Here is a 16351-nt window from a genome sequence, read left to right on the forward strand (position 1 = left end):
GGATATGAAAAAGCATATTTATGATGAAAAGAATGGATTAAGTTACACACTGCATGGAGATTATTATCTGCCGGATTTTGTGATTAACGAGGACGAACCGACATATGGGAAATATGGAATGATGCGGAAACAGTTTCTGAAAGAACACAGATCGGCAAGATATCAGTATTTACTGATGACCGGGAAGCTAACAGAGCATCTGAATGCAGTAGATCAGGAAGCCAGAGAACATGTAGAGGTATTGATGAAACAGATGTCAAAACAGTTGGTGGTCACCGAGGAATTAAAGCGTAAAAATCAAATGGAGTGGGTTGGGAAGATGAACAATATAAAGAGTGCGGCGGAAGAAATTGTATGCAAGAATATTCTTTATGTATAAAAGGACGGCTGTCTGTAAATAAATACAGACAGCTCGTTGAATTATAAGAGTACATTTTATTCGGGAAAATTATCATCCATGGAACTATCGGAAAATTTAATGTCCCAGATGGCTTCTTCAATAGCTTGCAGACATTCATCGGTGTGTTTGGTGATATCTTGACCCCAGAAGTGGAGAACAGTGTAACCGAGAAAGAGTAGCTTCCTATCATTTTCACAATCACGGTTGCGGTTTCGTTCAATTTTTTTAATCCAAAAGTCTGGATTTTTTCCTTTTTCAAGGCGGAGTTTGAGAATTTCCCAATCTTTTCCGTGAAAGAATTCACTGTCACAGAAAATAGCAATTTTATATTTGGTGAGGACAATGTCAGGGGAGCCGGGAAGTGCTTTATAGTTTTTTCTATAATGATATCCTTTGTGCCATAGTGCTTTTCTAAGTTGAAGTTCTATGGAAGTATCTTTGCTATGGATTTTACGCATATTCTTTGAAACAGTGAGGGAGTCTCGTGGCATATATAAGTACCTTCTTTCTGCGTGAAGATAATAGGATTTGTTGAAATTATATTATCAAAAAACATAGGAAATATCAAATTTGGATAAGAAGGCTTCAAGAGTAAATCTAACGATATGGTGAGAAAAATGCTTGTTGATGGTTTGGGGATATGATAAAATATTAATTGAATTATTTTTGATTTTGGAGGAATTTTAATGGCGATTTGTTATGACAAATTATGGAAGTTACTGATAGATAAGAAGATGAACCGCACGGAATTAAAAGAGGCATCAGGAATAAGTTTTAATGTATTGGCTCGTATGGGGAAAAATGAGCCGGTTTCATTTGAATCAATAGAAAAAATATGTTTTACGTTGAATTGCAAAATAGAAGATGTTGTAGAAATAAAAAAAGAGAAACCAATACAAGTAGATAGTAATGAGTTTACAACCATAGAGTTGTTTGCTGGAGCAGGAGGTCTGGCTTTGGGAATCGAAAAAGCTGGATTTGAAGCATTGGGCTTGATCGAATTTGATAAGGATGCAGCCGAATCGTTGCAAACAAATAGACCAAAGTGGAGAGTTATCCATGATGATATAGCCAATATTTCTTGCTTGGATCTTGAAGAGTATTTTGGAATAAAAAAGGGAGAATTGGATCTATTATCGGGAGGTGCACCATGTCAGGCATTTTCTTATGCAGGGAAACGTTTAGGGTTGGAGGATGCACGAGGAACGTTATTTTATCATTACGCAACATTCTTACAGAAACTTCAGCCGAAAATGTTTCTGTTTGAAAATGTAAGAGGATTGCTGACACATGATAAGGGAAGAACCTATGCAACTATAACAAATATTTTTGAACAAGCTGGTTATACAATTCAGAAAAAGGTGTTAAATGCATGGGATTTCGGTGTTCCGCAGAAAAGAGAACGATTGATTACGATAGGAATTAGAAATGATTTGGTGGATAAGATTTCATTTTCTTTTCCAAAAGAGCATGATTATAAGCCTGTTTTGAGGGATGTTCTACTCGATTGTCCAGAAGGTTCGGGCGTTCCATATGGCGAGAATAAAAGGAAAATTTTTGAGTTGGTTCCGCCGGGAGGATATTGGAGAGATATTGATCCGGAAATTGCTAAGGCATATATGAAAAGTTGCTGGGATATGGAAGGTGGAAGAACTGGAATTTTAAGAAGAATGAGTTTGGATGAGCCTTCATTGACTGTATTAACTTCACCATCTCAAAAACAGACAGAAAGATGTCATCCATTGGAGGCAAGACCATTTACTGTGCGTGAAAATGCGAGATGTCAAACATTCCCAGATGAATGGCAATTCTGCGGTAGTGTTCAATCTCAGTATAAACAGGTTGGTAATGCAGTTCCGGTAAATTTAGCATATGAAATAGGGTTAGAGATACATAAATCATTAGAGGGGGTAAAATAGATGGCTTGGAATTTAGATTTTATATCAGAAGAAGATTTTAAGAAGCATGTGCGTGCAACAATTATGAAGTATGGAGAAAAGCTGGAGTCGTATGATCTGAAACGCTTTAACAGTAATTTGATTGATCCGATTAAATTGATCTTTGATAAATCTGTATATCGCACAAGTTGGGAAGAAATCGTAAACAATGAGATCTTCCGGCAGAGGGATAAATCTAATAATAATGATATTGGTTACTTCCATCAGAATATTTTCTCATATTTTAAAGGGTGTGAAGTTCCGCAGGCAGGTTGGGATGTTATTTATAAAAATCCAGACGGAATACAGATGCCGGACGGAGATATCGTACATACCTTATATGTGGAGATGAAGAATAAGCATAATACCATGAATTCAGCGTCTTCTGCCAAAACCTACATAAAGATGCAAGGACAGATCTTGGAAGATGATGATTGTGCATGTTTATTGGTAGAGGCAATCGCAAAGAAGTCACAGAACATTAAATGGTCAACAAAGGTAGATGGAAAGAATGTGCAGCATAGATTGATCCGCCGTGTGAGCATGGATCAGTTTTATGCAATCCTTACTGGCGAAGAAGATGCGTTCTACAAGATGTGTATGGCATTGCCGGAAGTAATCAATTCTGTAGTGAATGAAGAAGGTGGTGTTGAGGTACCACATGATACAGTTATAGATGAATTAAGAAAAGTAGCATCATTGTATGGCGAAGAAAATGGAGAGTTATCTATGGCAATGGCTGTATATATGCTTGGATTTAATACATATATGGGATTTGGAGATAAAATCCGTGGTGAATTGGGTGAAGACAAAGACGGAATGCTTAAACGGATTTATGAGTATGGGAAACGATTAAAATAGAATTGAAGAATGAAAATAGATAATATACGAAGGAAAAAAATGGATAAAGAAATTGATACTATAAGAAATATGAAAGAAAATGGTGCATTTAAAAAATATATTGAGTACATAGTATTTCCTTATTATAAAAATTTAGTTCCAGGAACGAAAATTAATTTGGAATTTCCAATAACGATATTGGTGGGAAAGAATGGATCAGGAAAAAGTTCGACTTTACATGCATTATATGGTGCACCGTATTGGAAATCATGTGCAGATTTTTGGTTTTCTACAGAAGTAGATCCTATAGAAGAAACTGGTGGCGAGGGGAAAAATAGGTTTTTCTATGGATATCGGGAAGATAAACAATCAGAAATAAAAGAAGTAATGAAAACTCGAATGAGAAGAGGATCTAAAACAAAAGAAGAGGATCCAGATTATTGGGAAACCTCAAAACCGATAAAAAAGGATGGGATGACTGCACAAACAAGAAATGATCCTGTAAAGAAAGATGTTGTATATTTAGACTTTAGAGCAGAAGTAAGCGCATTTGATAAAATATTCCATTTCGCAAAAGGGGACATTTCAGGTAAAAAAGATTTGTTAAGAAAACGTTCGAAGTATTTGAACAGGCTATTTAATGGAGAAGCAATGCGTTTTCCAGGTGCTCCCGATGAAAAAGTAGGTGTTGTTAAAGAGCTTAATGATGAAATGAAAAAGAAAATCAGTTCTATTCTGGGGAAAGAATATGTAAGTATTAAAGTTGCGGAACATTCATTATTTAAAAATCCGGGAACATCAATTTATGTAAAAACAAAACTATCATCAAGATATTCGGAAGCTAATGCAGGAAGTGGAGAAGTTGCTGTAATTCAATTGGTAAAAAAGATTGAGGAAGCACAAGAATATAGTTTGATTCTTTTGGATGAGCCAGAAGTCTCGATTCACCCGGGAGCACAGGAGAAACTCAAAGAATATTTACTAGAAGTGACAAAGAGAAAAAAATTACAGGTAGTTATATCATCGCATTCGCCTATATTAATTAGAGATATGCCATCAGAAGCGATTAAATTGTATATTACAAATTCGCAGGGAAGATTTGAAGTAAAAGAAAATGTTGATTATAGAGAAGCGTTTTATGATTTGGAAGATTGCGTATCTGATAAAAAAATAATATTTTGTGAAGATTTTGCAGCAAAAAACATTGTAGAGCAAATATTGAAAAGAATGGATAAAACTCAATATTTTGATGTGGAGTTTAATCCGGGTGGTGAAAAAACATTACTTACAAAATATTTACCAACATTTGTTACACATGATTTCTTTAAAGAAAGAGTATTTTTGGTATTAGATGGTGATATGCAGACGGATTACATATATAACGTGGATGAATTGACAGTGAAACAAGAAAAAGATGTTTCATATATGAAAGAATGCGTACAAAAAGCATATGGAGTGGATATTCAGGCATACGTTGATGGTGGAAATGGTGGAAAACGAGAAGATCAAGAGATAGATGCATATAAAGAGTACCTTAAATATTATACGGATAGTGTATTTTATTTGCCAAATAAATCTATACCAGAAAAAATTTTACTGGAATCCCAATATGTGAAACAGCAATATTCTAGTATAGTGAATGAAAATGTAGATATTACGAATGACAATGCAAAAAAAATATTTGCAACCATTTCAGAAGCAGATTATGGAAATGAAGAGCATATAAATGATCTTATACAAAAGTTAGCATATAAATGGAGTATGGAAGATAGCTCAAATAAGAAAAGATTGGAAGAGATTATAAATGAAATATATAAGAAATAGGTATAGAGGTGGTTGTATTTATGAAATTCAAAGCAATTGATCTGTTTTGCGGAGCGGGCGGGCTATCGACAGGATTGAAGAAGAGTGGCTTCAGATTATGCTTGGGTGTAGATATTGATGGAAAAGCTTTGAAAACATATAAATGTAATTTGAAACGCACTAAAGTATTAAAAGAAGATATTAAAAAAGTTACTGGAGAGAAAATAACTGAATTGACCGGAATAAACAGACATGATAATTTTTTGCTTGCAGGATGTCCGCCATGTCAGGGGTTTTCAAGTTTAGGAAAAAGAGATGCAAGTGATGAAAAGAATGAATTAGTGTATGAATACATTAGAATAATAAATGAATTAGAACCGTCTTTTATTTTAATGGAGAATGTTCCGGGAATGTCTACTGGAGTTGGTAAAGAAATATTTAAAAAAGTAGTAAAAGAACTAGAAGAAAATTATCATGTTGAGTATGCTACGTTAAATGCTGCGGATTTTGGTGTGCCCCAAATACGAAAACGATTGGTATTGCACGGAATACGCAATGATGTATATGATAATTTAGGATTAGATAAAGAAAAACAGAAAATATTACCGAACCCTACACATTCCAAAGAAAAACAGAAAGGGTATAGAAAATGGGTAACTGTTCGCAAAGCAATATTTGATTTGCCAATTTTAGAGGCTGGGGAAAGTTATGATGATGGGATAATAAAAAATCATAAAGCACGTAGTCTATCAGAAACAAATATTGAACGGTTGCAAGAAATTCGACTTCATGGGGGAAATCGCGAAATGATTTCGGAAGAATTACAACTTAAATGTCATAAAAAGGAAAATGTGTCGTACACAGATACATATGGAATTATAGATCCAGACAAGCCAGCACCTACGATTACTTCTGGCTGTACTATTATTTCAAAAGGGCGTTATTGTCATCCAACACAAAATAGAGGATTGTCTATACGTGAAGCGGCAAGATTGCAATCTTTTGATGATAAATTTGAATTTCAGGGGAATATGGGTGAAATGAGTTTACAAATAGGAAATGCAGTTCCTCCTAAATTAGCACAAGCAAGTGGAAAGGTTATCATAAATTATATGGGATTATATGAAGATTATTTGGAAGAACAGACAAAGGGACTGATAACACCATGATAACAAAATTTCCAAAAACCACACGGACACAGTGGAAAATCCGCATTTTCTCGCACAAAATGGACGAAAAATAACCATTTAGCCTATGCAACACGCCATTCTGATACCGTGAAGGTGGACGTACTGTAGGATCAGGTCGTGTTGCTACAATCATCGAGTAATATTCGATAAGCAATGAGCAGTGCAAGTACAAGGAAAATATCTGATGGGAGTCTACTCGCAGAAGGATATTTGACGAAGGACTTATAGGACGAATGCCCCGACTGAGATGAAGCATAGCGAAATCGAAAGCGTGCACTGTGAATATATCTAAATATAGAGTACCGTAAGGTACATTGTGTCCAAACGTAAGATTACCCCGGAACCGTAAGGTTTCCGGGGTTTTTCTGTTATATGGAAAAGTGAAGATGCATACAAAAATCCAAATAAAATCCTAATTCATAAAAATAATCCTAATTTACATTCGCAGCAGCCTAAAATCCAAACAAAATCCAAATTCCGGTGAAGATTCTATTAATGTTTTTTGAACAAACTGTGATAAGATAGCATCATCAAGAGAACAGTGAATCAGACGTGATTAAGGAGGAAAAGTTATGAAGCTGAAAAGACTGGCAGCGGTTTTACTTGCGGGAACCGTGTTGTTTGGAACAACTGCAACTGTAAGTGCAGAAAAGAAAGCCGCAGATGAGATTACAATCTGGGCGTGGGACGAAGCGTTTAATATCAAAGCTGCAAATGTTGCAAAAGAAATGTATGAAGAGATAAATCCTGATGTAGAAGTGAACGTAGTAACTATGGCGCAGAGTGATATTGTTGCGAAATTAAACACAAGTCTTGCTTCCGGTTCCTATGAAGGTCTTCCGGATATTGTGCTGATCGAGGATTACAGAATCCAGGGTTATCTGAATGCATACCCGGATGAGTTTGCAGATCTTTCCGATATTGCTTCCCCGGATGATTTCACAGAGTATAAAACAGGTGTAAACACAATTGACGGAAAAATGTATGGGATTCCGTTCGATTCCGGTGTAGCGGCAGTTTTCTATCGTACAGATTATATTGAAGAGGCTGGATACACAACAGAGGATATGCAGAATCTTACCTGGGACAAATATATTGAGATCGGACAGGCAGTTAAGGAAAAAACCGGAAAATATATGTTTACAATAGATCCGGGCGACCTTGGTGAGATCCGTATGATGCTTCAGAGCGCTGGATCCTGGTATACAGACGCTGAAGGAAAGGTAAATATTAAAGATAACCAGGCATTGAAAGATGCTCTTACGATATACAAAAAAATTGTTGATTCCGGAATTGCGAAACAGACTGTAGACTGGGATCAGTTCGTAGGAGCGTTTAACAGCGGTGAAGTTGCGACTGTTCCTACTGGATGCTGGATTTCTGCATCTATCTTAAAAAGCGAGGATCAGAGTGGCAAATGGGCAGTAGCTCCATATCCTAGAATGGCAGAAAACGAAAATTCTGTAAATGCTTCTTCCATTGGCGGCGGCGGCTGGTATGTACTGAAAAATGTAGGCCATGAGGAGGCGGCAAAAGCTTTCCTGAAAGATACGTTTGCATCTAATGTTGACCTTATGAACCGACTTGCAGAAGATATTAATCTGGTAAGTTCATTGAAAGCATCCAGCGATTGTGAAAATTACAGCAAGGGCATTGAGTTCTATGGCGGTCAGGAAATTTTTAAAGATTTTACAGAGTGGGCAAATAATGTTCCAAATGTAAATTACGGCGAAGATACTTATATAATTGAAGATGTTATGACAGAGGTTGTACAGGCTATTATAAGCGGTGCAGATATTGATGAGACACTTGAGATGTATCAGGCACAGATTGAAGGTGTAGCAGCAAATTAATATATGTTGATACAGAAAAGGGCAGGCATTTGAGTGCCTGCCCCTTTTTCAGATAAAAAGAAAATTTCAGGAGGAGCATTATGAGTGGAAATATAAAATCAAAACGCAGCTACAGTCCAAAGCTGAACAGAAAAGCCTGGACTTTTGTGCTGCCCAGTCTGATTCTTATTATTTTATTTGTATTTTATCCAATGATCCAGGCTTTTATCACATCATTTCAGACTGGAGCAGGAAATCAGCTTACATTCAGCGGGCTTGTGAATTATAAACGTCTGCTTAATGACCTGACTTTCCGAAAAGCTCTGGGAAATACACTTTTGTATCTGGTGATCCAGGTTCCGATTATGATCATCCTTGCGCTGGCGATTTCATCTATGCTGAATACAAAAGGTCTGAAGGCAAAGGGATTTTTCCGGACAGCGATCTTTCTTCCATGTGTAACTTCCCTTGTGGCATATTCTATTATTTTTAAAAGTCTGTTTGCTACAGACGGTTTTGTAAATGCGTTTCTTATGAACCTGAATATTATCAGTGAGCCTATTGCATGGGTTATGCATCCGGTATGGTCAAAGGTTCTGATTATTATTGCTATTACATGGAGATGGACAGGATATAATATGATCTTTTATCTGGCAGGACTTCAGGGAATTGATGATTCCATTTATGAAGCTGCTGAGATCGATGGCGCAGGAGTATGGCAGAAATTTAAGAGTATCACAGTTCCGATGCTGAAGCCGATTATTCTTTTTACAACAATTAACTCAACGATTGGTACTTTACAGCTCTTTGACGAGACTATGAATATTACTCAGGGCGGTCCGGCAAATGCTACTATTACGATTTCCCAGTATATATACAACATTCTGTTTAAGTATTCACCTGACTTTGGATATGCGGCTGCAGTATCTTATGTAGTGGTTGTGCTGATCGTAATTCTGTCTATGATTCAGATGAAAGTGGGGGATAAAAATGACTAAAAAAGTAATTCGAACCTTTCAGTATATATTTTTGAGTATTTGTGCCTTTATTTCTATCTTTCCATTTTTTTGGATGATTATTGCGGCAACAAACAAATCTGTGGATGTAACAAAAGGAACTCTGATGCCGGGCAGCTATTTTATGGAGAATTTAAAGGCAGTTCTCAGCTCAGATCTTCAGTATACCACTGCATTTAAAAACTCTCTTATAATTTCTGTAGTGACTACGATTCTTGCTATGATCGTTTCTTCAGCGGCAGGATATGCTTTTGTTATCTACAGGTCAAAAAGCAGAGAGCGAGTATTTAACATTATTCTTTTATCCATGATGGTGCCTTTTGCTGCGCTGATGGTTCCTCTGTTCCGCCTGTTCAGCAAGTTTAACAGTGTTCCGTTGTTAAAAACAATTGCATTAAATACACCGGGAGCAGTTATTGTAATTGGAATTTCGACTGCATTTCTGATTTTCTTCTTCCGGCAGAATACAGAAAGCTTTCCAAAGGAGATGATCGAGGCAGCCAGAATCGATGGTGTGGGAGAGTTTGGGATCTTTTTCAAAATTTTTATGCCTACCATGAAATCTACTTATGCGGCAGCGATTATTGTAACCTTTATGAACAGCTGGAACAGCTATCTGTGGCCTCTGATCGCACTGCAGTCTCCGGAAAAAAGAACATTACCTCTGGTTATTTCCGCAATGGGATCCTCTTATACGCCGGATTATGGTATGATGATGACGGCAGTCGTGCTGGCTACGATCCCTACAGCTCTGATCTTTTTCCTGTTGCAGAAGCAGTTTGTAGCAGGCATGACCGGTTCCGTAAAAGGATGATAAACAGAAATATTTGGAGGGCAGCAGTTTATGAGAACAACAGAAGCATCATTGCAATGGCTTGAAAATCCGGAAATTTTTCAGGTAAACCGTATAAAAGCACATTCAGATCATTTTTTCTACGAAAAGGAAACAGAAGTTTCTCTGAGAGAAAAAATGCCCCTGCGCCAGTATCTGAACGGAGAATGGAGTTTTTCTTACAGTGAAAATCCGGATGGAAGGGAAAAGGATTTTTATCAGGAAGACTATGATATCAGTCATTTTGATCGGATCCAGGTTCCGGGTCATATCCAGACACAGGGCTATGACCATATGCATTATATCAACACTATGTACCCCTGGGATGGACAGGAAGAACTTCGCCCGCCTAAGATTTCCAGAGAGTACAATCCTGTGGGAAGTTATGTAAAGGAATTTGAACTGGAACAGAACCTGAAGGGAAAGAAGCTTTTTGTTTCCTTTCAGGGTGTGGAGGCTGCCTTTTATGTGTGGCTGAACGGAAGCTTTGTAGGGTACAGTGAGGACAGCTTTACCCCTGCTGAGTTTGATATCACACCTTTTGTAAAGGATAAAAAGAACAAGCTGGCAGTAGAAGTATATAAGAGATGCAGTGGAAGCTGGCTGGAGGATCAGGATTTCTGGAGATTTTCCGGTATTTTCAGAGATGTGTATGTGTATGCGGTACCGGAGCTTCATGTGCAGGATCTTTTTGTGAAGGCAGATCTGGATGACAGCTATGAAAAGGGTATTTTTTCTGCAGAATGGGACCTTTTTGGACACAAGGAGGGCGCAGAGCTTGAGCTTGTTCTGGAAGACCATAGTGGAAATGTACTTTATAAGGAAAGAACAGCTGCTTCTAGCGGAGGTGTAAAGGCGCAGGAGATTGGGGAAGTAAAGCCCTGGAGTGGAGAAGATCCTTATCTTTATACCCTGTATGTGCGGATTTATGACGGCAATGGAAGTCTGATCGAAGTAGTGAAAGAGGCGGTGGGATTCCGGCGCTTTGAAATGAAGAACGGGCTTATGCTTATCAACGGAAAGCGTATGGTGTTCCGGGGTGTCAATCGTCATGAGTTTGACCGCAGAAAGGGAAGAGCTATCGGAGCAGAGGAAATGCTCTGGGATATTCGTTTTATGAAACGCCATAACATTAATGCTGTGCGTACAAGCCATTATCCCAATCAGAGTCTTTGGTACAGGCTTTGTGATGAATATGGAATTTATCTGATCGATGAAACAAACCTGGAAAGCCATGGTTCCTGGCAGAAGCTGGGAGAATGTGATCCTTCCTGGAACGTACCCGGAAGTTTGCCGGAGTGGAGGGCGAATGTTGTAGACAGAGCCTGCTCCATGCTGGAACGTGACAAAAATCATCCGTCTGTAGTGATCTGGTCCTGTGGAAACGAGTCTTATGCAGGAGAGGATATTCTGGCAATGGCGGAGTTTTTCCGGGAGAGAGATAATACAAGACTGGTACATTATGAGGGCTGTGTGTGGAACCGTGAATATGAGGCTATTACAGATATAGAATCCAGAATGTATGCAAAGCCTGCCGAGATTGCAGAGTATCTGGAATCAGATCCGAAAAAGCCTTACATCAGCTGTGAATATATGCATGCCATGGGAAATTCCTGCGGCGGAATGAAGTTGTACACAGATCTTGAGGACAGATACCAGAAGTATCAGGGCGGCTTTATCTGGGATTATATTGACCAGGCCGCAGAGCGTGTCAATGAATTTGGGGAAACCGTACTTTCTTATGGAGGAGATTTTGACGACCGTGCTTCTGATTATGAATTTTGTACAAACGGAATTGTATATGCAGACAGAACAATTTCTCCTAAAGCGCAGGAGGTGAAACATCTTTATGCGCCTGTAAGATTGATACCTGACAGAAATGGTGTGTTCATTGAAAACAGAAACAACTTTATTTCCACAGGGGAGTATGAGTTTTTCTGGAAACTGATGAAAGACGGCAATGTAATACAGGAAGGAAGTTTTTCTGCAGAGGTCAGGGCTCTTGAAAAGGAATACAGAGAAATTCCGGCGCTTGGTTCTCTCAATGAAGAGATGGGAGAATATGTGCTTCAGGTTTCCGCGGTCCTCAGTCATGAAAAAATCTGGGCGGAAAAAGGGTATGAGGTTTCTTTTGGTGAATATGTGTGGAAAAATGAAGAACAGAAGAAGTTCTTTGTGGATAAAAAGCTTCAGATTATTCACGGCGATGTAAACATTGGAGTAAAAGGAGAAAACTTTACAGCCATGTTTTCCAGAGCAGAGGGAGGTCTTGTATCGCTGTGTTATAACGGAAAAGAATTTATCACCAGAAGGCCCCGTGTGACTTACTGGAGAGCTCTGACAGACAATGACAGAGGATGCGCTCTTGGTTTTGACTGCGGATGCTGGCAGAATGCAGGGCAGTATCAGAAAATCAGTGATGTTCAGACAGAGGAAAACGAAAATTCTGTAACTGTGACATTTAAGTTTGCAGTGCCTGTTTCCGGAGAAGTGGAATCCTGTGTTTCTTATTGTGCTGCAGCTGACGGAACCATAACTGTACATGCTTCCTATAAGGGAAAACAGGGGCTGGCGGATCTTCCTGCATTTGGTATGGAATGGCAGCTGAAAGAAGCGCTTCATAATTTCCGTTACTATGGTTATGGACCGGAAGAAAACTATGTGGATCGTATGGAAGGGGCAAGACTTGGTATTTACAGAAATACGGCCAAAGGAAATATGTCCGGTTATCTTGTTCCTCAGGAATGTGGAAACCGCACAGGTGTGCGCTGGTTGGAGGTAACAGATGAGGGCGGAAAAGGTCTGCGTTTTGAGGCGGAGGATCAGCCTTTTGAAATGAGCGTGCTTCCCTACAGTGCAGCGCAGCTTGACAGCGCATCACATCTGGAAGAGCTTCCGGTTCCTCATCATACCTGGGTCCGTATTCTTGCAGCGCAGATGGGCGTAGGCGGAGATGACAGCTGGGGAGCGCCTGTACACGATCGGTACAGAATACATTCTGACAGGAACATGGACGTTGTATTCCGTATCAAACCAGTGTAAAATAAAAGAAAAATTTGTGAATGATTTAAAAGAAAGGAAGCGTCAGTGTACGGGAGTTTTATCCTGTACGCTGACGCTATGATACATTATGAGCAGATATTGCAGGGTGCTGGTAATTGATGATGAATTTATCACTCGTCAGGGAATCAAGCATATGATTTTGTGGGAGCAGGAAGGATTTCAGATTGTAGGGGAGGCGTCCAACGGACAGGAAGGTCTGGAGATGATCGAAAAATATCAGCCGGAAATTGTTCTGGCTGATATTGTGATGCCTGTTCTCAACGGCATTGATTTTTCTCTTATTCTCCAGGAAAAATATCCGGATATTAAACTGATCATTCTGAGCAGTTATGATAATTTTGAATATGTTCGTACAACACTTCTTAACGGAGCAGTGGATTATGTTTTAAAACCTACGCTGAACCCGGAGATACTGCTCCGGGCTCTGAAAAAAGCTGCCCGGAATATTCCCGGCTTCCAGTTGGATCGGAAAGAAAAAGTAGATATCGGTACTCAGCTGGAGCGATATCTTACAGGATATTCAGAAACACTGGAAGAGGAAGGTCTGAAAAACTGTTTTCCGTATCTGAATTACCGGATTTTTGCAGTAGATATGAAAAAAGCATGCAAAAATAACCGCCGTCAGATGGAACAGCTTCAGGAAATGCTTCAGGACAGAATGAAAAAGGATGGATTTGATATATACCAGGCTCTGTGGCTTGAGCAGGAAATTCTGTGCTATATTGTAAACTATAAGAAAAAGGAAGAGGAGGAAATTCTTTTCAGTATTCAGAGCAGCGCCCAGAGAGCAGGGCGGATCGCGGAAAAGATTTTATTTGTGGTAAGCAGACCTTTTACAGATCTGACCCATATAAAAGAAATATATGAAAAGGGAGTAAAACCATGTCTACAGCAGAAGTTTTATTTTAATGATAAGGTTCTGATCGGAGAAGAGGAATATTCTGTTGTGGAAATCCGGCGTTTTCATTATGAAAAATATACGGAACTTCTAAAGCAGAAGCAATACAGCCAGGCTCTGGATATTTTTCAGGAATATATCAGATATCTGGCAGAGAATAAATATGATGAATACCTCAGTAAAAACCTTCTGAAAAACCTTTTGTATAATTTTTTGATGGAAATTGAAAAATATGGTGTGGAAAGCGATAAGCTTCGAGAAGAGTTTTTTCGCAGGATCGACCAGACGGCCAGTGTGGAAGAGTATCTGGAATATTGTGAGAAAGGGGCGTTTTCCTGCCTGAGAGAAATTGTGTCAGGGATTGAAGATAGTTCAGATGCAGATCCGATTATTGTTCAGATCAGAGATTACATAAATGAGCATTACAGTGAAAAGCTGGACCTGTCAGATATTGCCCAGGAATTCGGGTTTAATTATCATTATATTTCTTCCTATTTTAATCAGCATATTTCAGAAGGCTTCAGCGGATATCTGAATACCGTACGGATTGAAAAGTCCTGCGCTCTTTTGACCGGCACAAAAATGTCTATTTCTGATATCAGTGCAGCAGTTGGATATTCCAATCACGGGTATTACTGCAGGATATTCCGAAAGCTGATGGGACAGACGCCAAGTCAGTACCGGCACAGAAAAAACTCAGGTGAGCAGAACAATGAAAAATAAATGGAACACACTTTTTTTTAAGATTATTATAGTTGTGCTGGGCGCTATCCTGTGTCTTGCGGCAGCTTTGAGTATGCTGAACATCAAGGCTTCCCAGGACGTTTTTGTGGAGAATTTTGTGGAGTCACAAAGGAAGATTTTCCGGCAGATCGATGAAAATATTTATGAATTTTTTCAGACTGTAACTTCTACTACCTCTGCTGTTTGTGGCAGTTCCGCAGTGTGGGAATATCTGAATAAAGAACAGTGGGAGGCAGCAGACGAATTCCGAAATATTCTGGATGTAAAAAAAATCCTTCATCAGCAGCCTCTTGCAAAATACAGTGATGTGAGTCTTATATTGGTTGGAAAAAATGGCAAAACCTATAATTATAATACAACTTCACGTCTGATCCTTTCGGGCAAAGAACTGCTGGAAACGGAGATTATCCAACTGGCATATGAGACACCTGAAAAGCTGATCTGCCGATACGAAAACTGCGGATATACAGATGTAATGAAAAATGATCCTGTTATCATGATGGCAAAAGCAATTACCAGCAATGGAGGAAAAAACATAGAAGGTGTGATTCTTCTTACCATTAAAGAAAAAGACTTTCGAAATAATTATGATGTTTTTACTACTAATTTCAATGATATTCTGATCTTTAACCAGGATAATGAGCTTATTTCCTCTAATCAGGCAGAATATTTCACTGTGTCCAGTGAAGCAGAAAAAGTTCGGGATGCGGTTGAGAAGATGCGGGATAAAAAAAGTCTGATAATCACCACCCAGGAGAATGGCAGGCTGACGGTTTATTTGATGCAGACGTTTCATAATACCAATTATAGGGTCATGGGTATTGTCCGTCCGGATCAGGCTTTTGAAAGTGTATATGATTTCCGGTATATTATAGAAGTAACAGTTGCGATCACAGCTGTGGCTATTCTGATTATTTTTGTACTGGTAAGACAGCAGACAAAGCCTCTTTCCAAATTGGTGGAAAATATGCGGAAAGTGCAGGACGGGAGACTGGACAGGCTGGTAAAAGTGGAAGGAACCCAGGAAGTTCGGGAGCTTTCCGTTACTTATAATGCCATGCTGGGAGAATTGGATAATTATATTCAGAGGTTAATGCAGGTAGAAAAATCCAAACGTGAGGCGGAGATCCATTCTCTTCAGATGCAGATCAATCCTCACTATATTTATAATACTCTGGCAAGCGTTAAGTGGCTGATCTGGCAGGGGGACAAAGAAAAATCAGTGCAGGTGATCGATGCTTTTATCCAGCTTCTGCGAAATACTATCAGCAATAAAAATGAATTTATCACCATGAAAGAAGAAATTGAAAATCTGAAAAACTATGTGCTGATTAACCAGATAAGGTATGGGAATCAGGTGAATGTAGAGTTTTATGTGATGCCGGACTGTGAGGAAAAGAAAGTTCCCAAGCTGATCCTTCAGCCTTTTGTGGAAAACGCATTTTTCCATGCTTTTCCTCAGGGGGAAAAAGGTACGATCTCTATCTTTGTGCGCCATAGTGATAATCTTCTGAAGGTGGAAATTGAGGATAACGGAATCGGAATGAGCAGTGAAACTTTACGGGATCTTCTGGACAAAAAGAATGCCTCCAGAGAACATTTTACCGGAATTGGAGTGAACAATGTAGATGACCGCATGAAGCTTATTTACGGTGAAAATTACGGAATCCTGGTAGAAAGCCAGGAAGGCAGAGGGACAAAAATTACGGTATGTTTTCCGTTGGATGAGCAGGATTAGTTTCCTTAATATTATGCAGATTTCTATTACAGTCAGATGAAATTCGTGGAACGATAAG

The 16351-nt window shown here is 38.9% G+C and carries 12 protein-coding genes; 11 read left to right on the forward strand and 1 reads right to left on the reverse strand.

Features of this window, described 5'->3' with window-relative positions; genetic code table 11:
- Positions 1-4: 4 nt before the first annotated feature.
- Positions 5-379, forward strand: a complete 375-nt coding sequence (locus tag LU279_RS02610) for a TnpV protein (protein WP_274420809.1) — start codon at positions 5-7, stop codon at positions 377-379.
- A gap of 56 nt (positions 380-435) precedes the next feature.
- On the opposite strand, the gene LU279_RS02615 is transcribed toward LU279_RS02610, so the two are convergent.
- The gene (locus tag LU279_RS02615; protein ID WP_274420810.1) at positions 436-891 is read right to left on the reverse strand and encodes a very short patch repair endonuclease; all 456 of its coding nucleotides are present in this window, start codon (positions 889-891) and stop codon (positions 436-438) included.
- 195 nt (positions 892-1086) lie between these two features.
- Here LU279_RS02615 and dcm point away from each other — a divergent pair, with 195 nt between their 5' ends.
- The 10 genes from dcm (at position 1087) to LU279_RS02665 (ending at position 16293) form a co-directional block, all read left to right on the forward strand.
- Positions 1087-2319, forward strand: coding sequence for a DNA (cytosine-5-)-methyltransferase (gene dcm, locus LU279_RS02620; RefSeq protein WP_274420812.1), 1233 nt, complete (start codon positions 1087-1089; stop codon positions 2317-2319).
- Positions 2320-3198 (forward strand): Eco47II family restriction endonuclease, encoded by an 879-nt coding sequence (locus tag LU279_RS02625; RefSeq protein ID WP_274420814.1) that lies wholly within the window; start codon positions 2320-2322, stop codon positions 3196-3198.
- 39 nt (positions 3199-3237) lie between these two features.
- Positions 3238-5001: an ATP-dependent nuclease gene (locus LU279_RS02630; RefSeq protein WP_274420816.1), complete on the forward strand. Its 1764-nt coding sequence runs from the start codon at positions 3238-3240 to the stop codon at positions 4999-5001.
- A gap of 20 nt (positions 5002-5021) precedes the next feature.
- Positions 5022-6149 carry a DNA cytosine methyltransferase gene (locus LU279_RS02635; protein ID WP_274420818.1) on the forward strand — a complete coding sequence of 376 codons (1128 nt, stop codon included), beginning with the start codon at positions 5022-5024 and terminating at the stop codon, positions 6147-6149.
- Between the two features lie 593 nt (positions 6150-6742).
- Entirely contained in the window at positions 6743-8023 is a 1281-nt protein-coding gene (locus LU279_RS02640) for an ABC transporter substrate-binding protein (RefSeq protein WP_274420820.1), read from the forward strand.
- Positions 8024-8103: 80 nt separating this feature from the next.
- Positions 8104-9000 (forward strand): carbohydrate ABC transporter permease, encoded by an 897-nt coding sequence (locus tag LU279_RS02645; RefSeq protein WP_274420822.1) that lies wholly within the window; start codon positions 8104-8106, stop codon positions 8998-9000.
- Entirely contained in the window at positions 8993-9832 is an 840-nt protein-coding gene (locus tag LU279_RS02650) for a carbohydrate ABC transporter permease (RefSeq protein ID WP_274420823.1), read from the forward strand. Before LU279_RS02645 ends, LU279_RS02650 begins: the two co-directional genes overlap by 8 nt.
- 30 nt (positions 9833-9862) lie before the next feature.
- Positions 9863-12892 carry a glycoside hydrolase family 2 TIM barrel-domain containing protein gene (locus tag LU279_RS02655; protein WP_274420825.1) on the forward strand — a complete coding sequence of 1010 codons (3030 nt, stop codon included), beginning with the start codon at positions 9863-9865 and terminating at the stop codon, positions 12890-12892.
- 106 nt (positions 12893-12998) lie between these two features.
- On the forward strand, positions 12999-14534 hold the full coding sequence (locus LU279_RS02660; protein ID WP_274420827.1) for a response regulator transcription factor: 1536 nt from the start codon (positions 12999-13001) through the stop codon (positions 14532-14534).
- Positions 14524-16293 (forward strand): cache domain-containing sensor histidine kinase, encoded by a 1770-nt coding sequence (locus LU279_RS02665; protein WP_274420829.1) that lies wholly within the window; start codon positions 14524-14526, stop codon positions 16291-16293. The genes LU279_RS02660 and LU279_RS02665 overlap by 11 nt, the downstream gene beginning before the upstream one ends.
- Positions 16294-16351: the final 58 nt, after the last annotated feature.

Origin of the sequence: Blautia sp. XA-2221, from assembly GCF_028767025.1 — a bacterium.
Lineage (GTDB): Bacteria > Bacillota > Clostridia > Lachnospirales > Lachnospiraceae > Blautia_A.